Below are 23,231 nucleotides of genomic sequence, written 5' to 3'. Positions count from 1 at the left end.
GCACAGGGCCCGGCCTTCGCATATCCAGGAGGCAGCATGGCACTGGCCGAAATCCAGCACGACTATCTGGCGCTGACGCGGCGGCGACGCCTCTATGGCGGGTTGCTGGTAGTCATCTTCGTGGCGATGATGGTGTCGGGGTTCCGCGTGGCCGACGCCCGCAACGCCGGCGGGTTCTGGCAGGGGCTGCACCAGGTGGGCGATTTCCCCGCAGCCCTTGTATCCGAGGCGGTGCAGAAATCGGCCAACCTGCCCGGCCACATGATCCGCGCCCTGCCCGCCCTGGTCGAAACGCTGAACATCGCGCTGGTCGCCACGCTTCTGGGTTGCATCGCGGGCACCGCCCTGTCGCTGGCGGCCACGCGTGGGTTGGCCCGGTGGCCGCGCCTGGTGCCGGCGGCGCGGCGGGCGTCGGACGTCTGCCGCGCCATCCCGGAAATCGTCATCGCGCTGGTGCTGATCTTCATCCTGGGCGGCGGCCCGGTCCCCGCCGTCATCGCCATCGCGATCCACACCGCGGGCGCGATGGGCAAGCTGTTCTCCGAAGTGAACGAGAACGTCGACCTGAAACCGGTCGAGGGTCTGGCATCCGTCGGCGCCACGTGGTCGCAGCGCATCTGGCTGGGCGTGTTCCCGCAGGTCGCGCCGAACTATCTGTCCTATGGCCTGCTGCGGCTGGAGGTGAACATCCGCGCATCGGCCATCCTGGGCTTCGTCGGCGCGGGCGGCATCGGATACGAGCTGCGCAACGCGATGACGTTCGGTCAGGGCAAGTTCGATCAGGCGGCGGCGATCTTCCTGCTGCTGTTCATGACCATCGTGGTCGTCGACCAGATCTCGGGCCTGGCCCGCAACCGCCTGACGCATGGGGCCCCCGCATGACCACGATGACCCTGCAGGACCGCACCATCCGTATCATGGACCGCAGGCGGCGCATGGCGCTGGCGGTGCCGGCGCTGATCCTGGCCTATCTGGTCTATGCCGCGATCAGCTTCGATCTGGCGGGGCTGGCGCAGCGGGCGCGGCTGGACAACGCGGCCGTGCTGATGGCCGACACGGTCAGCCACAAGATCCACGTGACCCGCGACAACCGCCGCGACGCCCTGTCCGTCAACGTCGAGGGCAGCGCCCGCGCCACCTTTGCCCCCGACCGCCTGCCGGACTGGGTCGCGGCAGAGGGGTCGCGGACGGTGATCAACCTGGGCGCGGGCCATGTCGTCACCTATGACGGGCCACGCACGACCTATGACATTCCCGATTACGGCCCCGTCACGCTGACCGTGGACGACGGCGTGACGCTGGACACGCCCGACGGGCAGGTGCCCGCGTTCATCAACGCCAGCCCCGCCCGCGTGACCATCACCACCGATCAGGGCCGCGTCACCGCCACCCGCGCCCGCACGGAAACCCTGCGCTATTTCTGGGGGTGGGAGATGTTCTTCTTCGACCTGTCCAGCCCGCTGGCAGGCATGTCCGCGGGACAGGTCGTTGCGTCGGTCCTGTGGGGCGACCGGATCGATCCGGCGCAGTCCAACCTGTCGCTGGCCCTGTCGGAATTCTGGACGAACGACATCTGGCAGCACGGCGCCGTGGCCTGGGCCCTGTTCGAGACGATCCTGATGGCGTTCCTGGGCACCTTCGGCGCGGCCTTGGTGGCGCTGCCGCTGGCGTTCCTGGCGGCGCAGAACTTTGCCCCGTCGCGCATGCTGCGCTTTGCGGTGCGGCGCGTGTTCGATTTCGTGCGCGGCGTGGACGCGCTGATCTTCACGATCATCCTGTCGCGCGCCTTCGGTCCGGGGCCGCTGACCGGGGCGCTGGCGATCCTGCTGACCGACACCGGCAGCTTCGGCAAGCTGTTCTCCGAGGCGCTGGAGAACGTGGACGCCAAGCCGATCGAGGGCATCCGCTCGACCGGCGCGGGCGCGCTGCAGCGCTACCGCTTCGGCGTCATCCCCCAGGTGATGCCGGTCCTGCTGTCGCAGATGCTGTACTTTCTGGAGAGCAACACCCGCAGCGCGACGATCATCGGCGCGATCACCGGGGGTGGCATCGGACTGATGCTGACGCAGGCGATCCAGACCACGCAGGATTGGGAAAAGGTCGCCTATTACATCCTGTTGATCGTGGTGCTGGTCATCGCGATGGACGGCCTGTCGGGCTGGCTGCGGCGCCGCCTGATCCGCGGGTCCTAATCCGCCAGCACCAGCGACACCCGGTCGCCCGCGAACCACGTCCGCCCGTATTCCACGGGCCGGCCCCGGTCATCCAGGTTCACCGCCACCGAGCGCAGCACCGGCGCGCCCTGCGGGATCCGCAGGGCCACCGCCTGCGTGGCATTGGCCAGCTTGGCCGTGATGCGGGTGCTGGCCCGCGTATAGTCGGCCACCCCGCAGGCGGCCAGCGCCGCGGTGATCGACTGATGGTCGCGGGCCTGGTCGCAGAACCCCGCCAGCCATCCCGGCAGCACCGACCGGAACAGCGCCAGCGGCTGGCCGTCGGCCAGCGACAGCCCCTCGACCACGTGGACCGGATCGCCGGGGGACAGGTCCAGCATCTGCGCCTCGACCGCGTCGCAGGGGCGGGTTTCCAGCCGGGTGAAGCGGTGTGACCCCGTGCGCCCCGCCGCCGCCAGGTTCTGCAAAAACCGCACCCGACGGCCCAGGGCATAGTCGGTCGGTCGCGCGGTCACGAAGACCCCCGCCCCGCGCCGCGCATGGACCAGCCCCGCGTCGGCCAGCTGCGCCAGCGCGTGGCGCACCGTGTGGCGGTTGACCCCGAAACGGGKGGACAGCGCCGCCTCGGACGGCAGGCGGTCGCCGGGGGGATAGTGGCCCGAGGTGATCTCGGCCCGCAGGGTGTCGGCGATGGCCTGCCACAGGGGGGTCTTGTCCGTCATCAAAAATTCACACGGTTCCGGTTGAGAACATGGCGCAGGCGCGCTATCACATGTCTAGTTGTATAGATAACGGGACACCCCGGCAAGATGTCAGCTTCCCCCATTCCCCATCGCCGCAACTGGCTGTCGATCCTGGCCCGCAGCGCCCCCGACCGGCTGGCGCAGCTGCTGCCCGACCTGCCCGATCACGCCCTGCTGCGCACGCCCGAAACCGGCACCGTGATGGTCCAGGGCCGCATCGGCGCCACCGGCGCGCCCTTCAACGTCGGAGAGATGACCGTGACCCGCTGCGCCCTGCGCCTGCCCTGCGGCACGCAGGGCCACGGACATGTACAGGGGCGGTCGCACGCCCATGCGCGGCGGGCCGCGGCGATGGACGCGCTGATGCAGACCGACCCCGACGCCCATGCCCCCCTGATCGCCGCGTTGCGCGACGACGCGCAGGCCGCCCGCGACGCCCGCGCCGCCAAGGCCGCCGCCACCCGGGTCGAGTTCTTCACCCTGCAACGCGGAGAGGACGCATGACCGGCCACGGATTCAACGATCCCGCCCGCCAATCGGCCCAGGGGTTCCGCGTGCTGATGGACGCCATGGCCCGGCCCGGCACGATCCACCGCCTGGATCAGGCCCATGCCCCCGGGGTCGGCCCCGCCGCCGCGACGGTGCTGCTGTTGCTGGCCGATCCGACGACGCCGGTGCATCTGGCGGGCGCGCTGCCCGACCTGGCCCCGTGGTTGCGGTTTCACGCAGGCTGCCCGCTGGCGGATGCACCGTCGGCCGCGTTGGCGGTTGGGCGCTGGCCCGATCTGCTGCCGCTGGACCGCTTTGCGGTGGGCCTGCCCGATTATCCCGACCGTTCGGCCACGCTGATCGTCGAGCTGGACCGGCTGGACGCGGACGGTCCCGTCCTGCGCGGGCCGGGCATCCGCGACCGCGCAACGCTGTCCCTGCCCGCGACCGCGCCGTTCCGCGCCAACCGCGCCCTGTTCCCGATGGGGCTGGACTTCATCCTGACCTGCGGCGACCGGCTGGCCTGCCTGCCGCGCAGCACCCGCGTGGAGGCCGCCTGATGTATGTCGCTGTCAAGGGTGGCGAACGCGCCATCGAGAACGCCCATGCCTGGCTGGCCGAGGAGCGCCGCGGCGACCCCGACCTGCCACTGATGTCGGTCGACCAGATCAAGGCGCAGATGGCCCTGGCCGTGAACCGGGTCATGGCCGAGGGGTCGCTGTATGACCCCGACCTGGCCGCGCTGGCGATCCGCCAGGCCCGCGGCGACCTGATCGAGGCGGTGTTCCTGATCCGCGCCTATCGCACGACGCTGCCGCGGTTCGGTGCCTCCGTGCCGATAGACACGGGCGCAATGGCGGTGGACCGGCGCGTCTCGGCCACGTTCAAGGATGTGCCGGGCGGTCAGGTGCTGGGGCCGACCTTCGATTACACGCACCGCCTGCTGGACTTTGCCGATCAGGCGGCGGTGGACCCCGCGCCGCTGGCCGCGCCCGACGCCGGCGCCATGCCCCACGTCATGGCGATCCTGGACCGCGACGGGCTGATCGAACCCAGCCCGCGCGACGACMCCCCCGCCCCCGACCTGACCCGCGAGCCGCTGGAACTGCCCGCGAACCGCCCGCTGCGCCTGCAGGCGCTGGCCCGCGCGGACGAGGGGTTCGTGCTGGGCCTGGCCTATTCCACCCAACGTGGCTACGGGCGCACCCATGCCTTTGTCGGCGAACTGCGCATCGGCCGCGTCCCCGTGCAGATGCACATCCCCGAGCTGGACCTGACCATCGACATCGGAGAGATCGCGCTGACCGAATGCGAGACCGTGAACCAATTCAAGGGCTCGCGCACCGAACCCGCGCAGTTCACGCGCGGATACGGGCTTGTCATGGGACAGTCGGAACGCAAGGCCATCGCCGTCAGCCTGGTCGACCGCGCCCTGCGCTGGCAGGAGCTGGGCGAGGATTTCACCGGCGCCCCCGCGCAGGACCAGGAATTCGTGCTGTCGCATTGCGACAACATCCAGGCGACGGGGTTCCTGGAGCACATCAAGCTGCCCCATTACGTCGATTTCCAGGCCGAACTGGAGCTGGTGCGCCGGCTGCGGGACGACAACGCAAAGGATGCGCAATGATCAAGGCGATCGTTTTCGACATCGGCAACGTGCTGGTCCGGTGGGACCCGGTGGCCGCCTTCCTGCCCCTGCTGGGCGACAATGCGTCGGTCTTGGCTTTCCTTGATCGCGTGGATTTCGCCACGCTGAACCAGCGCGCGGACGGGGGCGCGTGCTTCGACGATCTGGCCGAGGCGATCGCCGATCCCCGCGACCGTGCGGCCTTTCTGGCCTATCGGGCTGGACACGCGGCCTCGATCCGCGAGCCGATCGAGGGGACATGGGTGCTTCTGGACCGCCTGCGGGCGCGGGGCCACGCGGTCCACGCGATCACCAACTGGTCCGCGCAGACCTGGCCCATCGGCCTGGCCACCCACCCGCGGCTGGCCACAGCCTTCGGCGTGACCATCGTGTCGGGGATCGAGGGCGTGCTGAAGCCCGACCCGCGCATCTTTGCCACGCTGTGCGACCGCGCCGGCGTGGCGCCCGACCAATGCCTGTTCATCGACGACAGCCCCCGCAACGTCGCGGGCGCGCGGGACGCGGGGATGGCCGCGCATCATTTCACCGATCCCGCCGCGCTGGAGGACGACCTGATCCGACGGGGGCTGCTATGAGCGGTTACAACTTCGCCTATCTGGACGAACAGACCAAGCGGATGATCCGCCGCGCCATCCTCAAGGCGCTGGCGATCCCCGGATACCAGGTGCCCTTCGCCAGCCGCGAGATGCCCATGCCCTATGGCTGGGGCACCGGAGGGGTGCAGCTGACCGCCGCCTGCCTGACCCCCGACGACCGCCTGAAGGTCATCGACCAGGGCGCCGACGACACCACCAACGCGGTCAGCATCCGCACGTTCTTTCAGCGCACGGCGGGGGTCGCCGTCACCACCGCCACCGCCGACGCGACGCTGATCCAGACCCGCCACCGCATCCCCGAGACGCCCCTGACCCAGGGCCAGGTCCTGGTCTATCAGGTGCCCATCCCCGAACCGCTGCGCTTTCTGGAGCCGCGCGAGACCGAGACCCGCAAGATGCACGAGCTGGAGGAATACGGCCTGATGCACGTCAAGCTGTACGAGGACATTGCCCGGCACGGCCGCATCGCGACCTCCTATGCCTATCCGGTCAAGGTCGAGGGGCGCTATGTCATGGACCCGTCGCCGATCCCGAAATTCGACAACCCGAAACTGTCGGACAGTCCGGCGATCCAGTTGTTCGGGGCGGGGCGCGAACAGCGCATCTATGCCCTGCCCCCGCATACCCATGTCGTTAGCCTGGATTTCGACGACCACCCGTTCAGCCCCTCGAAGGCCGATCACGCCTGCGACCTGTGCGGCGCTGAGGCCAGCTATCTGGACGAGGTGGTGACCGATGACGCGGGCGGGCGGATGTTCGTCTGTTCCGACACCGATTTCTGCACCGCGCGGGTCGCCGCCGGCCACAGGGGCCGCCTGGCCGCGGAGGCCGCATGAGCGCCCCCATCCTGTCCGTTCGGAACCTGGAACGCCGCTATGGCGCGCGGATCGGCTGCACCGGCGTCGGCTTTGATCTGTGGCCCGGAGAGGTGCTGGGCATCGTCGGCGAAAGCGGATCGGGCAAATCGACGCTGCTGTCCTGCCTGGCTGGCCATCAGCGCCCCGATGCGGGCACCGTCACCTATGACGGGCGCGACGTTCTGGCGATGGCCGAAACCGAACGCCGCCGGCTGGCGCGCACCGAATGGGCCTATGTCCACCAGCATGCACGCGACGGGCTGCGCATGGGCGTCAGCGCCGGGGCCAATGTCGGCGAACGGCTGATGGCCGTGGGCCAGCGCCATTACGGCGACATCCGCGCCGCCGCCATCGACTGGCTGGACCGGGTCGAGATCGCCCAGGACCGCGTCGACGACCGGCCGCAGGCCTTTTCCGGCGGCATGCAGCAGCGGCTGCAGATCGCGCGCAACCTGGTGACCGGGCCGCGGCTGGTGTTCATGGACGAACCCACGGGCGGGCTGGATGTCAGCGTGCAGGCGCGGCTGCTGGACCTGCTGCGCGGGCTGGTGCGCGACATGGGTCTGTCGGTCGTCATCGTCACGCATGACCTGGCGGTGGTGCGCCTGCTGGCCGACCGCCTGATGGTGATGAAATCGGGACGCGTGGTCGAACAGGGCCTGACGGACCAGGTGCTGGACGATCCGCAGCACGGCTATACCCAGCTTCTTGTCTCCTCCGTCCTGCAGGTGTGACGATGATCCAGGTCGAAAACCTTTCCAAGTCCTTCACCCTGCACAATCAGGGCGGCACGGTCATCCCGGTCATGGCCGGGGCCGCGCTGCACGTGGATCCCGGCGAATGCGTGGGGCTGGTGGGCCAGTCCGGGGCGGGCAAATCCACGCTGATGCGGATGATCCAGGGAAACTATCTGCCGGGCGGCGGCAGCATTCGCATCGCCGGCACGGAACTGGTAGGCGCCGCGCCCCGCACCGTGACCGCACTGCGGCGGGGCACCTTGGGCCATGTCAGCCAGTTTCTGCGCGTGCTGCCGCGGGTGCCTGCGGTGGACGTGGTGGCCGAACCGCTGCGCGCGCTTGGGGTGCCCGCCGCGACAGCGCGTGCGCAGGCCGAAGGCCTGCTGTGGCGGCTGAACATTCCGCGCCGGCTGTGGGGCCTGTCGCCCACCACGTTTTCCGGCGGCGAACAGCAGCGCATCAACATCGCCCGCGGCTTCGTCCATCCCTATCCTGTGCTGCTGCTTGACGAACCCACGGCCAGCCTGGACGCCGCGAACCGGCAGGTCGTCCTGTCCCTGATCGCCGAGGCCAAGGCCCGCGGCGCCGCGATCCTGGGCATCTTTCACGACGCCGAGGCGCGCGACGCGGTCTGCGACCGGTTGGTGGACGTGACCGGATTCACGCCGGGACGCGCGGCATGATCGCGGCGGTCGTCGGACCATCCGGCGCGGGCAAGGACACGCTGATCGCCGCGGCCTGCGCCGCGCGGCCCGATCTGCGCCTGGCGCGGCGGGTGATCACCCGCCCCTCCGACGCCGGAGGAGAGGATTTCGACGGCGTCACCCCGGCACGCTTCGCGGCCCTGCGCGACGGCGGGCATTTCGCGCTGGACTGGCGGGCGCATGGCCTGTGCTACGGCATCCCGCACGATCAGCTGACGGGGCCGTCGGTGATCTTCAACGGCAGCCGGCTGCCCGACCTGCGGGTGATCCTGATCACCGCCCCGGCGGAGGTGCTGGCGCGCCGCCTGGCCGACCGCGGGCGCGAGGGGTCGGCCGACATCGCCGCCCGCCTGCGCCGCGCCGCCTTCGCCATGCCGCCGGGCATCGCCCACCTGACCGTGTGCAACGATGCCTGCCTTGCGCAGGGGACCGCGCGCCTTCTGGCCGCCCTTCAGCCCGACAGGGGGGCGCGATGACGCAGGTGGAACCGGCCCTGTGCATCCTGGGCCACCAGGCACAGGTCGGCGATCACGAAAGGCCGCGGCAGGACAGGACCCAGCCAGGCCTGAACCGCGGCCTTCACCGCGGGTCGTTCCGCGGCGGTCAGCCGGTCGGTCAGGGTCAGGTGAAACCGGAACTCCTCCATCACGAAGGGATAGCCCCACCGGTCCAGCAGGGCGCGCTGGCGCGGGGTCAGGCTGTCGGGGCGCCGCCGCGCGACTTCTTCAGCCGTCAGCGGCGCGCGCAGCGGATCGGTGGCGCGCACCACCGCATCGGCCAGCGCGATCAGGTCGGGCTGGCCCCCGGTGGGCATCAGCGCAAGGAACCCGCCCAGATCGCGCAGCGCCAGCGTCCCGCAGGTCACCGCCGGCCTGTCGCTGGCCAGCGCGTCGACGGCCGCGATCAGGTCGGCTTCGGGGACGACGGGGCGGAAGGGCGCGCGGATGGTGCCGTGGAACCCGTATCGGCGCGGCTGGCCCACCGGGCGCGCCGGCAGGGACGGATCATCGACCGCATGGCCGCCCGCCAGGTCCCAGCCCAGCCACGCCGCCGCACGGTCCGCGAAGATGCCGGGTTGCGGCGCGTAGTAGACGGCATATCGTGTGAAATCCTGCATGCGCGGCACCCTAAGCCCGTTGTGTCACACGGCTGTGACAGCCGTCTGCCAGATGACGCCCTTCGACATGATCCTTCAAGACGGAACCCGACCGCATGACCGACATCATCCTTGCCAACGCCCGCCTGGTCCTGCCGACCGAGGTGATCCACGGCCACCTGGTCCTGCGCGACGGCCTGATCGCCGAGATCGGCCAGGGCCGCGCCCTCCCCGCGGGCGCGCTGGATTGTCAGGGCGACCTGCTGATGCCGGGCCTGATCGAATTGCACACCGACAATCTGGAACGCCATATCGAGCCGCGCCCCGGCGTCGACTGGCCCCATGCCCATGCGATCATCGCCCATGACGCCGAACTGGCCAGCGTGGGCATCACCACCGTCTTCGACGCGCTGCGCGTGGGGTCGGTCGTGACGTCGAACAATGCAGGCTACGGCGAATATGCCCGCGCCCTGGCCGACGAGATCCTGGGCCTGCGCGCCCAGGGGGCGCTGCGGATCAGCCATTTCCTGCACCTGCGCGCCGAGATCTGTTCCCAAACCCTGCCCGAGGAGATGGCCAAGTTCGGCCCCCGGGACCGCATCGGCATCGTCAGCCTGATGGACCACACCCCCGGCGAACGCCAGTTCCGCGACATCGGCAAGCTGCGCGACTATGTCTGCGGCAAGAAGGGCCTGTCGGATGCCCAGTTCCTGGACCATGTCGCCGACCAGCAGGCCCTGCGCGCCCGCGTGGGCGAGCTGCACGAGGCGACCGCCGTGGCCGAGGCGCGCCGCTATGGCGCGGTGCTGGCCAGCCACGACGACACCACCGCGCCCCAGGTCGCGGTCAGCGCGGCGCATGGCTGTCATTTCGCGGAATTCCCCACCACGGCGGATGCCGCACAGGCCTGCCGCGACCACGACATCCGCGTGATGATGGGCGCGCCCAACCTGATCCGCGGCGGATCGCACAGCGGCAATGTCGCGGCCAGCGACCTGGCGCGGGCCGACCTGCTGGACATCCTGTCGTCGGATTACGTGCCGTCGTCGCTGCTGTCGGGGGCGATGATGCTGGGCGATCTGTGGGGCGATCTGGCGCGCGGCATCGCGACCGTGACGCAGGCGCCCGCCCAGGCCGTGGGCCTGCACGATCGCGGCAGGCTGGCACCGGGCGCGCGGGCCGACGTCATCCGCGTGGCACAGCTCGGCGGCGCCGCGGCCGTGCGGGGCCTGTGGACACGGACCGCCGCCTGAGCCGCGCGCCCCGCCGGGGGCGTGCGGCCGTGATCAGCCCGACACGCCGCGCAGCCGGATGATGCCGTCGGCATAGGGTTCGAACCCCTCGATCCCCTGGCGCATCGTGTAGAAGTACTTGATGTGGTACAGGTAGATCAGCGGCAGATCCTGTTTCAGAATGTCGCGCGTCTGGTCGTACAGCGCCTTGCGGGCCGCGGTGTCGGGTTCAGACCGGGCCTGTGCCAGCAGGGCATCGATCTCCGCGTTGCGGTAATGCTGGTCGTTGTTGGCCCCGTCCGAGCCGACGAAGGGGTGGATGTTGGCATCCGGGTCGATCCGGCCCGACCAGCCCTGCAGCGACATGTCGAAATTGCCGGCGACGTTCTCGGACAGCAGCGTCGCGAACTCCGTCGCGCGCAGAGAGATGTCGAACCCCGTCTCGGCCGCCATGGCCTGGATCACCTGGCCGACCTGCTGGGCGATGGGGTTGTTTCCGATCTGCATCTCGACGCGGATGGGGGTCTGGACGCCCGCCTCGGCCAGCAGGGCGCGGGCGGCATCGGGATCGCGCGCGGGGATCGGATCGCGGTCGTCGTAATAGGGGGTGCCCGGCGCGGCCCATTGGTTGCCGACCACGTATTCCCCTTCGAACACGACCTGGTTCAGCGCCTGGCGGTCGATGGACAGCGACAGCGCCTGGCGGACGCGGGCATCGGCGCCCAGCGGCGCCTCCGCGCGGGGTCCGTTGCCGACGTTGATGGTGATGCCCTGATAGCCGATGTTGGGCACCTCGAACAGCTGCAGGCGCTCGTCGGCCCGCACGCCCGGCACGTCGGCGGGGGCGGTGCGTTCGATGATGTCCAGATCGCCAGACCGCACGTTGGCCAGCCGCACCGTCGTGTCCGGGATCGGCAGATAGATCACCCGGTCGTAATGGAACTGGTCCGCGTCCCAGTGATCGGCAAAGCGTTCCAGCACGATCCGGTCGCCCTCGACCCGGTCGATAAAAGCATAGGGGCCCGAACAGACCGGGGCCCGGCCAAAAGCGGCGCCGGCCGCATCGGCGGCATCGGGCGAATACATCCGCCCCGCGTGATGGGCCAGTTGCGCCAGCAGCGTCACGTCGGGCGCGGTCAGCGTGATGGTCAGTTCATGATCGCCCGTCGCCTCGACCCGGTCGATCGATCCCAGCTCCGCCTTGCGGCGGCTTTCCTGCATCGTCATGTTCCGCTCCAGCACGCGGCGGGCGGATTGCGCGTCAAAAGGCGTGCCGTCGTGATGCGTCACCCCCTCGCGCAGCGTCAGGGTCAGCGTCCTGCCGTCATCGGACCAAGCCCAGTCGGTGGCCAGTTCGGGGATGATCTCCATGGCGGCATTGGTGTTCAGCAACCGGTCGCACAGCGATTCATAGACCAGCGAGGACACGAAGGTCCGCGACTGTGCGGGATCCAGCGAATCCGGGTCCTCGTTCAGGCCGATGCGCAGGTCGGCGGCGACGGCCATGCCGCCGATGGCGGCGGTGCCCAGGGCCGTGGCCAGAAAGGTGGTCAGCTTCATCGATGTCTCCCGATCGGTTCCGGCGCTTGGCGACGCTCTGTGCGGCCAGCCCGAAATGGGACCGGATCATTAGTGTATACTAAGGTTCACGATCCGCGACTGGCAACCGTGATGCGTCTGCGCCTCGAAATTGCACATCCTGCAAATTTCTTTCGGTCGGGGCATTGATGCTGGCCGACGATATCCTTAGCTAGCTAACGAACCAGCCAAAAGGACGCGTCATGCCCCGCGAAAGCCCGATCCTTGATACCCTGCTGCGGGTCATGCGGACCCTGCGGCGCAGCTATGACCGCAGGGCGCGGGACGTGGGTCTGACCCTGTCGCGGGCGCGCGCGCTGACGACGCTGGCGCATCACGACGGCATCACCCAGACCGAACTGGCCGCCGAACTGGCGATCGAGGCGCCGACCCTGAAACGCCAGATCGACGCCCTGGTCGCCGGCGGTTTCGTCGAACGGCGTCCTCTGGACGGCGACGGCCGCAAGAACGGGCTGGTCGTAACCGAACGCGGTCGCGACAGCGCCATCGTCGAATTTACGCACCGCCTGCGCGGCGAAGTGCTAGAGGGAATCGATCCGCAGGACCTGGACCGCGCGGCCCAGGTGCTGGACCGGATCGCCCGCAACATCGAACGGATGGACCGGACATGAGCGCCCCTGCCGCACCCCCGCCGCCGCATCCGCCGCTGCCCGGATTGCAGGCCGTGGCCTATATGCTGGCCGCCACCGTGATCGGCCTGTCGCAGGGCCTGCAGCAGGGCTTCGTGTCCACCAGCCTGCCCCAGCTTGCGGGCGATCTGGGCATCACCACGACCAGCGCGGCCTGGCTGCTGGCGGTCTACATGATCCCGCGCGCGGCGCTGCCGGTGCTGCTGATCAAGATCCGCACCCAGTACGGGCTGCGGCGGTTCGCGGAACTGGGGATCATCCTCTATGCGCTGGTGGCGCTGGCATCGCTGTGGGCGGTCGATTTCCGCTCGGCGCTGGTGCTGCAGTTCCTTGCGGGTGCCGCCGCGGCGCCCCTGTCGACGCTGGCCTTCCTCTACATGCTGGAACCCCTGTCCCCGCAGGCCAAGATGACCTTGGGCCTGCCCTTGGCGATGACGGTGCTGATGACCGGACCGACGCTGGCCCGGGTCGTGGGGCCGTACCTGATCGGCGACGGCGGCATGACGGCGGTCCATGTGACGGGCCTGGGCATGGCGCTGGTGTCGCTGATGCTGGTCTTTTGCCTGCCCCTGCGCCCCATCCCCCGCCAGAAGGTGATCGAGCCGCTGGACTTTGCCAGCTTCGTGCTGATCGGCGCAGGCTTCGGCGGGCTGATCGTGGCCTTTGTCATGGGGCCGATCTACAACTGGACGGATGTTGCGTGGATCGGCTGGCTGCTGGCCGGCGCGGCGCTGTCGCTGACCCTGGCGGTGGTCTTGGAGCTGAACCGCACCGCCCCCCTGCTGGACATCCGCTGGCTGGCCAGCCCGGCCATCCTGCACCTGACCGGCACGCTGTTCCTGTTCCGGCTGATCCTGTCGGAACAGTCGGCGGGCGCGCCGCGCATGTTCCAGGTGCTGGGTGTCGCGCCCCAGCAGATGACCGTCCTGTTCGCCGTGATCGCCCTGGCCAGCCTGATGGGCGCGCTGGCCTGCATCGCCTGGATGCGGCCCACCCGCGTGCCCCAGTTCCACCTGGCCGCCCTGCTGCTGATCGCCGCTGGCGCTTGGCTGGACAGCGGCGCCGGCGTGCTGACCCGGCCCGCGCAGATGGTGGTCAGCCAGGCGCTGATCGGCTTTGCCGCGATGCTGTTCATGCCGCCCGCGATGATGGCGGGCCTGCTGTCGGCCCTGGCCAAGGGGCCGCAATACATCCTGTCCTTCGTCATCGTCTTCATCTCGACCCAAAGCCTGGGCGGCGTGCTGGGGTCGGGCCTGTTCAACACCTTCACCACCCGTCGCGAGGCGCTGCACCTGCAGGACCTGTCCGTCCAGCTGACCGCCACCGATCCGGCCACGGTCGCGACCCTGGCGGGCCGGGCCGCGATGCTGGCCGCCCAGATCCCCGATGCCGCCGCGCGCCGCGCGCAGGCGGCGACCGATCTGGGCCAGCAGGTCGCGGCCCAGGCCTGGGTCAGCGCCTATGCCGATGCCTATGCGCTGACCGCGCTGGCCGCCCTGCTGGCGGCGGCCGTGCTGCTGCTTCACCTTTTGCGCGACGTGATGGCCCGCCGGGCCGCCGTCCAGAACACCGGAACCACGCCATGAAGAAAGAGAACCTTGTCCCGACCGCCATTGCCCTGATCCTGGGCCTGGCGGGCACGCTGCTGCTGCTGTTCGCATGGGGCCTGCCGCCCTTCTCGACCGCGGCCCCCCAGACCGAGAACGCCTATCTGCGCGCCGAGGTCACGATGATCGCCCCGCAGCTGTCGGGCTATGTCACCGCGGTCGAGGTCGATGACTATCAGACCGTCGCGAAGGGCGACGTGATCGCCCGCATCGACGACCGCATCCCTCGCCAGAAGCTGGCCCAGGCCGAGGCCCTGCTGCAGGGCGCCCAGGCCGCGCTGAAGGTCGCCGAACAGGACGTCGTGTCGGCCGAGGCCGTGGCCCGCGCCGAACAGGCGGGCGTCGAGGCCGCCGACGGCGCGCTGGAGAATGCCCGATCGCAGGCCGACCGCGCGGGGCAGCTGCTGGACCGGGGCGTGACGTCGCAGTCGTCGTCCGACCAGGTCCGCCTGGCCCTGCAGCAGGCCCAGGCCGCCCGCATCCAGGCCGGCGCCCGCCTGGACGTCCAGACCGAGGCGATCCGTTCGGCCAATGTCGCGCTGGACGCCCGCCGCGCCGACATCGCCAGCGCCGAGGCCGCCGTCCAGCTGGCCCGGATCGAGGTCGACAACACCGTCATCCATGCCCCCGCCGACGGCAGCCTGGGCCAGATCGCCGTCCATGTCGGCCAGTACGTGACCCCCGGCACCGCGCTGGTCCCCCATGTCGGCACCGACCTGTGGGTCATCGCCAACTTTCGCGAAACCGCGATGCGGGGCCTGGCGCCGGGTTCCCCGGTCAGCTTCACCGTGGACGCGCTGCAGGACCGCCGGTTCACCGGTCAGGTCGAATCGCTGTCGCCCGCGACCGCATCGGAATTCAGCCTGATGGCGGGCACCGCAAGCGCCGGCAACTTCACCAAGATCGCCCAGCGCCTGCCGGTGCGCATCACCATCGATCCCGACCAGGACCGCGCCGCCCTGCGCCCTGGCATGTCTGTTGTGGTCCGCGCCGGGTCCTGACCTGCCGACGGCCCGGCACAGACCGGGCCGCACAGGGGGGCAGCCGGCCCGGGGCGCGGCAGGGACGCAGTCGGCGCGCACGCGCAGCCGGGCCGGGACGCAACCGGAGTGCGGCTAGGCCGGGATGATGCAGCGGTGCGGACCCGACCACTCACGGCGCCGGGCCGGTTTTTCCGCCACCACGGGTTGAAGCCCGCCACGGGCGGCACTATGGCCCATGCCGAAACGTCAGGGCGCAGGAAAGCTGTGCCAGAGGAGGCATCGGTGAAATCATTGGCATCACTTTCGCGGTTCGTCGGCAATACCTTTGCGGCCTGGGTCGTCCTGTTCGCGGTCCTGGGCTTTCTGCTGCCCGACCTGTTCCGTCAGCTGACACCCTGGATCGTCACCCTGCTGGGGATCATCATGTTCGGGATGGGGCTGACCATCTCGGGGCGCGACTTTGCCGAGGTGCTGCGCCGCCCGGTCAATGTCGGCGTGGGCGTCGCGTCGCAGTTCCTGATCATGCCGCTGCTGGCGGTGGCGCTGACCATGATCATCCCGATGTCCCCCGAGGTCGCGGCGGGCGTGATCCTGGTCGGCTGCTGCCCCGGCGGCACGTCGTCGAACGTGATGACCTATCTGGCCAAGGGCGACGTGGCGCTGTCGGTCGCCTGCACCAGCGTGACAACGCTGATGGCACCGATCGTGACACCCTTCCTGATGCTGATGCTGGCCAGCGAATACCTGCCCGTGGATGCTTGGGCGATGTTCCAGTCCATCGTCAAGGTCGTGCTGTTCCCGCTGGCCCTGGGCTTTGCGGCGCAAAAGCTGCTGCCGGCCTTCGTGCGCGCGGCGGTGCCCGCCCTGCCCTTGGTCAGCGTGACGGGCATCGTGCTGATCGTGGCCGCCGTCGTCGGCGCCTCCAAGGGCGCGATCGTCCAGTCGGGAATGATGATCTTTGCCGTCGTCGTGCTGCACAACATGCTGGGCTATCTGATCGGGTTCATCGCGGCGCGGCTGGCCGGGCTGGACCTGGCCGCCCGCAAGGCCATCGCGATCGAGACCGGCATGCAGAATTCGGGCCTGGCCGCGGCGCTGGCCACCGCCTATTTCTCGCCGCTGACGGCGGTGCCGGCGGCGATCTTCAGCGTGTGGCACAACATCTCGGGCGCGCTGGTGGCCAACATCCTGTCGCGGATGAAGGCCCGCTAGATCCGCCTCAGCGCCCCGTGATGCCCTCGATCTGCGGCAGCACGCGGGGCTGGGTCACCAGTTCCGGGCGGCGGCGTTCATAGAACGCGTTGCCGCCCGCCGTCACGACGTAATGCATGTTGTTGTAGGACGCGCGATAGCTGGCCGCGTGAAAGAACTGGGCGTTCTGGATCATCGGATGGCGTTCGCCGCGCAGCACGGACACGGCCGCCTCGCGCAGGCGCGGGGCCGACGCGCGGTCCATCCGCTTGGTCAGGACGCCGGGCGCGAACTGGTTCTTCTGGCCCACCACGCCGCAGACCGACCGCGGATAGTTCCCCGACTGGACGCGGTTCATCACCACGCTGCCCACGGCGATCATCGCGTCCCGGCTGGACCGGTTCGATTCGAAATACATGGCGCGTTCCATGCATTCCAGTTCGTTCTGACGCTTGAAACCGCCGCAGGCGGCCACCGACGACAGCACCGCCAGCAGCGCGGCACCGCGCAGCATCCCCTTCGAAAAACCCATGCCTGTCCCTGCCCTTGCAGCCTTGTTGTTTCGCAAGGCTTAGCAGCAGGCGGGCCGCGCGGACAACTGCCAGATCGCATCTGAACTATGTCACATCCCTGTTGACAGAAGTCACCCGCGCCGCTTAGCGTGCAAATGTCAGAGGGAGACTGACATATGTATCGGCACGCCCGGTGGGTGTCCGGCATGGGGGGACGACATGACCACGCCGCTGTTGGAGGCCTCGGGCTTTCGCAAATCCTTCGACGGCGTTCCCGCGCTGAAGCTGGGCCAGTTCCGGCTAGAGCCGGGATCGGTGCATGCGCTGTGCGGCGGCAACGGCGCGGGCAAGTCGACCTTCCTCAAGATCCTGATGGGCATCCATCACCGCGATGCCGGAACCTTGCTGCGCAACGGCCAGCCGGTGGTGTTCGACAACCCGTCCCAGGCCCTGGCGCATGGCATCTCGATCATCGAGCAGGAGCTGAGCCCCGTCCCGGCCATGACCGTGGCCGAGAACATCTATCTGGGCCGCGAACCGGTGGGGATGTTCGGGCGCATCGCGTTCCGCGAGATGAACAGCCGCGCCCAGGCGTTGCTGGACGGGTTCCAGTTCGGCATCCGCGCGGACAGCCTGATGATGGACCTGACCGTGGCCCAGACCCAGCTGGTCGAGATCGCCAAGGCGCTGAGCTATGACGCCGAGGTCATCATCATGGACGAGCCGACCTCTGCCCTGGGCGAGGCCGAGGCCGACCAGCTGTTCGCCGCCATCGACACGCTGAAGACGCGCGGCAAGGGGGTGATCTATGTCAGCCACCGCCTGTCCGAGATCTTCGGCGTCTGCGACAGCTATACCGTGTTCCGCGACGGCAGCTTCGTCGAGACGGGCAGCCTGGCCGACATCGACAAGGACCACCTGATCCAGCTGGTCGTGGGCCGCCCCCTGACCGAGGAATTCGTCAAGGAGAACACCCCGCAGGCGCGCCGCCTGCTGTCGGTCGCGGGTCTTGCCGCCGATCGCGGCGTCCGGGACGTCAGCTTCGATCTGCACGAGGGCGAGATCTTGGCGCTGTACGGCCTGATGGGGTCGGGCCGGACCGAGATCTTCGACCGACTGTTCGGCCTGTCGGCCGAGACGGCCGGCACCGTGACCATCGACGGGCGCCCCGCCCGCATCACCACCCCGCGCGAGGCGATCGAGGCCGGGCTGGCCTATGTGACCGAGGACCGCAAGCGATCCGGCCTGGTCCTGACCGSCGACGTGCGCGAGAACCTGTGCCTGGCCACGCTGGACCGCATGTCCGCGGGCCCGGTGATGAACGCCCGTGCCGAGGGCCGTGCCGCCACCCGGATGATCGACACGCTGAACATCCGCACCGCGTCGGACCGGCTGAACGTCGCGCATCTGTCGGGCGGCAACCAGCAGAAGGTCGTGCTGGGCAAGTGGTTCCTGACCGAGCCGCGCATCCTGCTGCTGGACGAACCCACGCGCGGCGTCGACGTGGGCGCGAAGCGCGAGATCTATCGCGTGATGTCCGATTTCGCCCGCGCGGGCGGGGCGGTCATCATGGTGTCATCCGAGACGGACGAGGTGCTGGGCATGGCCGACCGCGCGGTCGTCATGCGGGACGGGCGCGTGGCGGGCGAGTTGGATCGCGCCGCGATGTCGGCCGAGAAACTGCTGCATCTGGCGGCCTGACGCGCCGGGACGGACGCCGTCGACGGATGCATGAACGGGAGAGAGACAGGGTGGAAGACCAGATCAAGACCGCAGCGCAGCCGCGCCGCATGATCCCGGCGCGGATCGGACGTGACGCGCAGCGATACGGCATCCTGATCGCGCTGGCGCTGCTGTGCATCGTGCTGTCGATCGTCAGCGAGAATTTCCTGACGTCGCGCAACATCATCAACGTGCTGCGCCAGACCTCGATCAACGGGATCCTGGCGATCGGGATGACCTTCGTCATCCTGACGCGCGGCATCGACCTGTCGGTCGGATCGGTGGTCGCGCTGGTGGGCGTGGTTTCGGCCAGCTTCGCCACGACCTCGGCGGCGGGGTTCATCCCCGGCGCGCCCTACATGCCGCTGATCCCGATCGCGGTGGGCCTGATCACCGGCACCGCGATGGGCGCGCTGTCGGGCATCGCGGTCGCGCGCTTTGCGGTCCCGGCCTTCGTCGCGACGCTTGGCATGCTGTCGGCGGCGCGCGGGCTGACGCTGATCTATTCGGGCGGACGGCCGGTCCCGGCGCTGACCGACGGCTATCGCTGGATCGGGACGGGCGACATCGCGGGCATCCCGGTGCCGATCATCCTGTTCGGCTTGGTCTTCGCGCTGTCTCATTTCGTGCTGACCCGGACCCGCTTTGGCCGCCACGTCTATGCGGTGGGCGGCAACCCCCATGCGGCCAAGGTGTCGGGCCTGCCCGTCCGCGCCATCCGGTTTTCGGTCTATGCCATATCCGGCGCGCTGGCGGGCATCGCGGGGATGATCCTGGCCGCGCGGACCGGCTCGGCCCTGCCCCAGGCGGGTGTCGCCTATGAGCTGGACGCCATCGCGGCGGTCGTGATCGGCGGCACCAGCCTGGCGGGCGGCGTGGGCCGGGTCACCGGGACCGTCATCGGCGCGCTGCTGATCGGGGTGATGAACAACGGCCTCGATCTGCTTGGGGTCGAATCCTATTACCAGCAGGTGATCAAGGGGGCGCTGATCGTGGCCGCCGTCATGCTGGACCGGTCCCGCAAGACCGAAGACTGAGATCCGGCGCGTGCCGGGACATGGTGTCACCGAGGGAGGAAACCAGATGACGACGAAGATAATGATGACGGCCAGCGCATTGGCGCTTGGCCTGGGTCTGGGCGCGGCGCAGGCGCAGGACGACCCGATCAAGATCGGCATGGCCGCCTATGGCCTGAATGCCGAGTTCATGCAGCTGTGGTCGGCGGCGGGCGAAAAGCACCCGGCGGTCGAATCCGGCATGGTCGAGCTGACCATCTTTGACGGCCGCTATGACGCGCTGGTGCAGCAGGACCAGTTCGAGACGATGATCACCCAAGGCTTCGACGCGATCGTCTTTGCGCCAATGGACGTCGAGGCCGGCGCCACCGCCGTCCAACTGGCCGTCGATGCGGGCATCCCCGTCGTCGGATCGAACGCGCGGGTCAACAGCGACCTGCTGACCGCCTATGTCGGATCGAACGACGTCGAGGCCGGCTATCTGGAGGCCAAGGCCGTCCTGGACAAGATGGGCTGCCAGGGTGCGGTGGTCATCATCGAGGGCCCGATCGGCCAGTCCGGCGAAATCCAGCGCGGCGAGGGCAACGAGAAGGCCCTGGCCGAATGCCCCGACGTTAAGATCTTGGAACGCCAGACCGGCAACTGGTCGCGCGCCGAGGCGCAGGCCCTGATGGAGAACTGGCTGACTGCGCATGGCAACGACATCAAGGGCGTGATCGGCCAGAACGACGAGATGGCCCTGGGTGCCATCGAGGCGATCAAGGCCGCCGGCATGGACGTGGCCGATTTCGCGATCGCGGGCGTGGACGGGGTGACCGACGCGCTGAACGCGGTCAAGGCGGGCCAGATGGATTCGATCCTGCAGGACGGCGAGGCCCAGGCCCTGGGCTCGATCGACGTGGCGATCAAGGCGGTCAAGCCCGACTATGAGCCCATGTCGGCGATCTGGGAACAGTATCCCGACATGCCGTGGAACAACGGCGCGGACAAGGAATACAACGTGCCCTGGACCCCGGTGACGGCCGAGAACGTCGACGCACTGCTGGCCACGCGCCAGTAACGACCACCCCCTTCGGCGGCACGCCTGCCGGAGGGGCCACCTGACCCACGAAAGGACTGCGGATGGCCGCTTCACTTGATTTCAGCCTGGGCGGCCGGACCGCCGTGGTGACGGGTGCCGGATCGGGCATCGGCGCCGCCATCGCGCAGGCCTTTGCCGCCCAGGGCGCGCGCGTCGCGCTGCTGGACATGAACCTGGCCGCCGCGACGAATGCCGCGGCCGCCCTGCCCGACGCGCAGGCCTTTGCCTGCGACGTGACCGACGCGGCCAGCATCGGCGCGGCCGTCGATGCGGTGACGCAGGCCTTTGACGGCATCGACATTCTGGTCAATTCCGCGGGCATCGTGGACCTGGCCCCGGCCGAGGATCTGAGCGACGGCGCCTGGACGCGCACCATCGCCGTCAACCTGACCGGCAGCTTCCTGATGGCGCAGGCCGTGGGGCGCGGGATGATCGCGCGGGCCAAGGGCGGGCGCATCATCAATCTGGCCAGCCAGGCAGGCTCGGTCGCGATCGAGGGGCATGTCGCCTATTGCGCGTCGAAGTTCGGCATCGTCGGCGTGACCAAGACGCTGGCGCTGGAATGGGGCGGGCACGGGATCACCGTCAATTCCATCTCTCCGACCGTGGTGATGACCGATCTGGGCCGCAAGGCCTGGGAGGGCCCCAGGGGCGAGGCGATGAAGGCACTGATCCCCGCCGGCCGCTTTGCCGAACCCCACGAGATCGCCGCTGCGGCGGTGTTCCTGGCATCGGACGCGGCGGCGATGATCAACGGCGTCGACCTGCTGGTCGACGGCGGATACACGGTGCGATGATGGGGGACGACATGACGACCAAGGCGATGCAGCGTTTCGTCAACGACCCCGACGACATCGTCGACGAGACGGTGGCGGGCTTCATCAAGGCGCATCGCGACCTGGTGCGCAAGGACCCGGCCAACCCGCGTGTGGTCCTGTCGCGCTTTGCGCCCCAGGACGGCAAGGTCGGCATCGTGACCGGCGGCGGGTCGGGGCATGAGCCGGCCTTCATCGGCTATGCGGGCCGCAACCTGGTCGATGCCGTGGCCGTCGGAGAGCTGTTCTCGTCACCCACCGCGAAAAGCTTTGCCGATGCGATCCGGGCCGCCGATGGCGGTGCCGGGGTCGCGGTCCTCTACGGCAACTATGCGGGCGACAACATGAACGTGCGCATGGCCGCGGGCATGGTGGCCGAGGACGGGATCGAGGTCGCGACCGTGGTGGCCAATGACGACGTCTGTTCCGCCCCCGCATCCGAACGCGCCAAGCGCCGCGGCGTGGCCGGAGAGATCTTCATGTGGAAGATCGGCGGCGCCAAGGCCGCGCTTGGCGGCACCCTGGCCGAGGTTCGGGCCGCGGCCCAGCGGGCGATCGACGCCTGCCGGTCGGTGGGCGTGGGCCTTGGCCCCTGCACCCTGCCCGCGGTGGGCCATCCGAACTTCCAGATCGCGCCCGGCACGATGGAGGTCGGCATCGGCCATCACGGCGAACCCGGCACACGGGTCGAAGCGCTGAAGACCGCCGACCAGGTCGCCGACGACATGGTCCGGATCGTGCTGGACGATCACGCCCTGCCCGACGGAACCGAGGTCGCGGTGCTGGTCTCGGGCCTGGGCGCGACCCCCGTGAACGAGCTCTATGTGCTGTACGACCGGATCGAGGTCGGGCTGGAACGCGCGGGCCTGCGGGTGCACCGGGCCTTCGTCGGAAACTATTTCACCTCGCTGGAGATGGTGGGGGCCACGCTAACGGTCATGGCGCTTGACGACGACCTGAAGCACCTGCTGGACATGGACTGCGCGGCGCCCGGCCTGACCGTCGCGGGCACACGGCCCGCGCCGGTGGGCGCCCTGGCGGGTGGTCCGCGCCACCGCGCCGCCGCCGCGGCCGCCGACACCGCCCCCCGCGCGCCCGAGGCCGCGGGCCATCCCCGCCTGTCCGTCGCGCAATCGGGCGACATCGTGGCGGAACTGGCCGCGGTGATCGTCGCCAAGAAGGCGCACCTGTCCGAGGTGGACGGCCTGATCGGCGACGGCGATCACGGGATCAACATGGCCAAGGGCTTTGGCCGCGCGGCCGAACGCCTGTCGGGCCAGCCGCTGGACGGGGCCTTCCTGGTGCTGTCGGACGTGCTGATGTCCGAGATCGGCGGATCGATGGGGCCGCTTTACGGTTTTATGTTCCGCGACATGGGCCGCACCATCCGCGACCGCGCCGCCATCGACGCGGACGGGTTCCTGACCATGCTGCAGGCCGGGCTGTCCGCCGTCACCGCCACCGGCGCCGCCAAGGTCGGCGACAAGACCCTGATCGACTGCCTGGACCCGGCCATTGCGGCCTTCGACGCGGCACGACCCGACGGGTTCGCCGCCTCCTTGCGGGCGATGGCGCGGGCGGCGCAGCAGGGGCGCGACAGCACCGTCGACATGGTCGCCAAGCTGGGCCGCGCGGCGCGGTTGGGCGAACGGTCGCGGGGGGTGCCCGATGCCGGGGCGACGTCCTGCTGCCTGATCCTGACGACACTGGCCGACAGCGTGGAACGCCGCCTGTCGCAGCCGTGACGTGCCGTTCCGGGACCGCTTGCAACCCTGCGGCGGGCCGTGCCAATGAGGTCCG

24 protein-coding genes are annotated in these 23,231 nt (G+C 69.5%); 20 read left to right on the top strand and 4 right to left on the bottom strand.

The window, feature by feature from the left end; all coding sequences use genetic code 11:
- Positions 1 to 36 precede the first annotated feature (36 nt).
- Both phnE (GBO37_RS11630) and phnE (GBO37_RS11625) read left to right on the top strand, forming a co-directional pair.
- Positions 37 to 882, top strand: coding sequence for a phosphonate ABC transporter, permease protein PhnE (phnE, locus tag GBO37_RS11630; RefSeq protein ID WP_252929106.1), 846 nt, complete (start codon positions 37 to 39; stop codon positions 880 to 882).
- Positions 879 to 2,192: a phosphonate ABC transporter, permease protein PhnE gene (phnE, locus tag GBO37_RS11625; RefSeq protein WP_252929104.1), complete on the top strand. Its 1,314-nt coding sequence runs from the start codon at positions 879 to 881 to the stop codon at positions 2,190 to 2,192. The genes phnE (GBO37_RS11630) and phnE (GBO37_RS11625) overlap by 4 nt, the downstream gene beginning before the upstream one ends.
- Here the strand turns inward: phnE (GBO37_RS11625) and phnF are convergent.
- Positions 2,189 to 2,896, bottom strand: coding sequence for a phosphonate metabolism transcriptional regulator PhnF (gene phnF, locus GBO37_RS11620; RefSeq protein ID WP_252929102.1), 708 nt, complete (start codon positions 2,894 to 2,896; stop codon positions 2,189 to 2,191). The two genes, phnE (GBO37_RS11625) and phnF, sit on opposite strands and share 4 nt — an antisense overlap.
- An 87-nt stretch (positions 2,897 to 2,983) precedes the next feature.
- Here phnF and phnG point away from each other — a divergent pair, with 87 nt between their 5' ends.
- Genes phnG through GBO37_RS11580 form a run of 8 tightly spaced genes read left to right on the top strand, consistent with a single transcriptional unit; the run spans position 2,984 to position 8,424 of the window.
- Positions 2,984 to 3,421: a phosphonate C-P lyase system protein PhnG gene (gene phnG / locus GBO37_RS11615; RefSeq protein WP_252929100.1), complete on the top strand. Its 438-nt coding sequence runs from the start codon at positions 2,984 to 2,986 to the stop codon at positions 3,419 to 3,421.
- Positions 3,418 to 3,966 (top strand): phosphonate C-P lyase system protein PhnH, encoded by a 549-nt coding sequence (phnH, locus tag GBO37_RS11610; RefSeq protein WP_252929099.1) that lies wholly within the window; start codon positions 3,418 to 3,420, stop codon positions 3,964 to 3,966. The genes phnG and phnH overlap by 4 nt, the downstream gene beginning before the upstream one ends.
- On the top strand, positions 3,966 to 5,033 hold the full coding sequence (locus GBO37_RS11605) for a carbon-phosphorus lyase complex subunit PhnI (RefSeq protein WP_252929096.1): 1,068 nt from the start codon (positions 3,966 to 3,968) through the stop codon (positions 5,031 to 5,033). Before phnH ends, GBO37_RS11605 begins: the two co-directional genes overlap by 1 nt.
- Positions 5,030 to 5,629, top strand: a complete 600-nt coding sequence (locus GBO37_RS11600) for an HAD family phosphatase (protein ID WP_252929094.1) — start codon at positions 5,030 to 5,032, stop codon at positions 5,627 to 5,629. The genes GBO37_RS11605 and GBO37_RS11600 overlap by 4 nt, the downstream gene beginning before the upstream one ends.
- Entirely contained in the window at positions 5,626 to 6,486 is an 861-nt protein-coding gene (locus tag GBO37_RS11595; protein WP_252929092.1) for an alpha-D-ribose 1-methylphosphonate 5-phosphate C-P-lyase PhnJ, read from the top strand. Before GBO37_RS11600 ends, GBO37_RS11595 begins: the two co-directional genes overlap by 4 nt.
- Positions 6,483 to 7,241 (top strand): phosphonate C-P lyase system protein PhnK, encoded by a 759-nt coding sequence (phnK, locus tag GBO37_RS11590; RefSeq protein WP_127898980.1) that lies wholly within the window; start codon positions 6,483 to 6,485, stop codon positions 7,239 to 7,241. Before GBO37_RS11595 ends, phnK begins: the two co-directional genes overlap by 4 nt.
- Before the next feature lie 2 nt (positions 7,242 to 7,243).
- Positions 7,244 to 7,927: a phosphonate C-P lyase system protein PhnL gene (phnL, locus tag GBO37_RS11585; protein ID WP_127898981.1), complete on the top strand. Its 684-nt coding sequence runs from the start codon at positions 7,244 to 7,246 to the stop codon at positions 7,925 to 7,927.
- The gene (locus GBO37_RS11580; protein WP_252929090.1) at positions 7,924 to 8,424 is read left to right on the top strand and encodes a phosphonate metabolism protein/1,5-bisphosphokinase (PRPP-forming) PhnN; all 501 of its coding nucleotides are present in this window, start codon (positions 7,924 to 7,926) and stop codon (positions 8,422 to 8,424) included. The genes phnL and GBO37_RS11580 overlap by 4 nt, the downstream gene beginning before the upstream one ends.
- Here GBO37_RS11580 and GBO37_RS11575 read toward each other — a convergent pair.
- The gene (locus tag GBO37_RS11575; protein WP_252929088.1) at positions 8,400 to 9,065 is read right to left on the bottom strand and encodes a DUF1045 domain-containing protein; all 666 of its coding nucleotides are present in this window, start codon (positions 9,063 to 9,065) and stop codon (positions 8,400 to 8,402) included. The genes GBO37_RS11580 and GBO37_RS11575 overlap by 25 nt on opposite strands.
- 95 nt (positions 9,066 to 9,160) lie before the next feature.
- Between GBO37_RS11575 and GBO37_RS11570 the strand changes: the two genes are divergently transcribed.
- Complete coding sequence (locus GBO37_RS11570; RefSeq protein WP_252929086.1) at positions 9,161 to 10,297, top strand: alpha-D-ribose 1-methylphosphonate 5-triphosphate diphosphatase; 1,137 nt, start codon at positions 9,161 to 9,163, stop codon at positions 10,295 to 10,297.
- 33 nt (positions 10,298 to 10,330) lie between these two features.
- Here GBO37_RS11570 and GBO37_RS11565 read toward each other — a convergent pair whose 3' ends face one another.
- Positions 10,331 to 11,836 carry an ABC transporter substrate-binding protein gene (locus tag GBO37_RS11565; RefSeq protein WP_252929084.1) on the bottom strand — a complete coding sequence of 502 codons (1,506 nt, stop codon included), beginning with the start codon at positions 11,834 to 11,836 and terminating at the stop codon, positions 10,331 to 10,333.
- Positions 11,837 to 12,057: 221 nt separating this feature from the next.
- On the opposite strand from GBO37_RS11565, the gene GBO37_RS11560 reads away from it, so the two are divergent.
- The 4 genes from GBO37_RS11560 to GBO37_RS11545 all read left to right on the top strand — a co-directional run bounded on the left by GBO37_RS11560 (position 12,058) and on the right by GBO37_RS11545 (position 16,306).
- Positions 12,058 to 12,486, top strand: coding sequence for a MarR family winged helix-turn-helix transcriptional regulator (locus GBO37_RS11560; RefSeq protein WP_045983896.1), 429 nt, complete (start codon positions 12,058 to 12,060; stop codon positions 12,484 to 12,486).
- Positions 12,483 to 14,090: an MFS transporter gene (locus tag GBO37_RS11555; RefSeq protein WP_252929083.1), complete on the top strand. Its 1,608-nt coding sequence runs from the start codon at positions 12,483 to 12,485 to the stop codon at positions 14,088 to 14,090. Before GBO37_RS11560 ends, GBO37_RS11555 begins: the two co-directional genes overlap by 4 nt.
- Positions 14,087 to 15,112 (top strand): HlyD family secretion protein, encoded by a 1,026-nt coding sequence (locus GBO37_RS11550; protein ID WP_252929081.1) that lies wholly within the window; start codon positions 14,087 to 14,089, stop codon positions 15,110 to 15,112. Before GBO37_RS11555 ends, GBO37_RS11550 begins: the two co-directional genes overlap by 4 nt.
- A 264-nt stretch (positions 15,113 to 15,376) precedes the next feature.
- Positions 15,377 to 16,306, top strand: a complete 930-nt coding sequence (locus GBO37_RS11545; RefSeq protein WP_252929080.1) for a bile acid:sodium symporter family protein — start codon at positions 15,377 to 15,379, stop codon at positions 16,304 to 16,306.
- Between the two features lie 7 nt (positions 16,307 to 16,313).
- Here GBO37_RS11545 and GBO37_RS11540 read toward each other — a convergent pair whose 3' ends face one another.
- On the bottom strand, positions 16,314 to 16,799 hold the full coding sequence (locus tag GBO37_RS11540) for a cell wall hydrolase (protein ID WP_252929126.1): 486 nt from the start codon (positions 16,797 to 16,799) through the stop codon (positions 16,314 to 16,316).
- A 217-nt stretch (positions 16,800 to 17,016) separates the two neighbouring features.
- Between GBO37_RS11540 and GBO37_RS11535 the strand changes: the two genes are divergently transcribed.
- From GBO37_RS11535 to dhaL, 5 genes are all read left to right on the top strand, one after another.
- Positions 17,017 to 18,498: a sugar ABC transporter ATP-binding protein gene (locus GBO37_RS11535; protein WP_252929079.1), complete on the top strand. Its 1,482-nt coding sequence runs from the start codon at positions 17,017 to 17,019 to the stop codon at positions 18,496 to 18,498.
- 50 nt (positions 18,499 to 18,548) lie between these two features.
- Positions 18,549 to 19,556: an ABC transporter permease gene (locus GBO37_RS11530; RefSeq protein WP_232303354.1), complete on the top strand. Its 1,008-nt coding sequence runs from the start codon at positions 18,549 to 18,551 to the stop codon at positions 19,554 to 19,556.
- 61 nt (positions 19,557 to 19,617) lie between these two features.
- Positions 19,618 to 20,595, top strand: coding sequence for a substrate-binding domain-containing protein (locus tag GBO37_RS11525; protein ID WP_371927567.1), 978 nt, complete (start codon positions 19,618 to 19,620; stop codon positions 20,593 to 20,595).
- Positions 20,596 to 20,657: 62 nt separating this feature from the next.
- The gene (locus GBO37_RS11520; protein WP_127898991.1) at positions 20,658 to 21,413 is read left to right on the top strand and encodes a GolD/DthD family dehydrogenase; all 756 of its coding nucleotides are present in this window, start codon (positions 20,658 to 20,660) and stop codon (positions 21,411 to 21,413) included.
- 11 nt (positions 21,414 to 21,424) lie between these two features.
- Positions 21,425 to 23,176 (top strand): dihydroxyacetone kinase subunit DhaL, encoded by a 1,752-nt coding sequence (dhaL, locus tag GBO37_RS11515; protein WP_252929077.1) that lies wholly within the window; start codon positions 21,425 to 21,427, stop codon positions 23,174 to 23,176.
- Positions 23,177 to 23,231 lie beyond the last annotated feature (55 nt).

The sequence above is a fragment of the Paracoccus sp. 08 genome, from assembly GCF_024105395.1.
Lineage (GTDB): Bacteria > Pseudomonadota > Alphaproteobacteria > Rhodobacterales > Rhodobacteraceae > Paracoccus > Paracoccus marcusii.
This window is presented reverse-complemented; position numbering and strand designations above follow the sequence as displayed.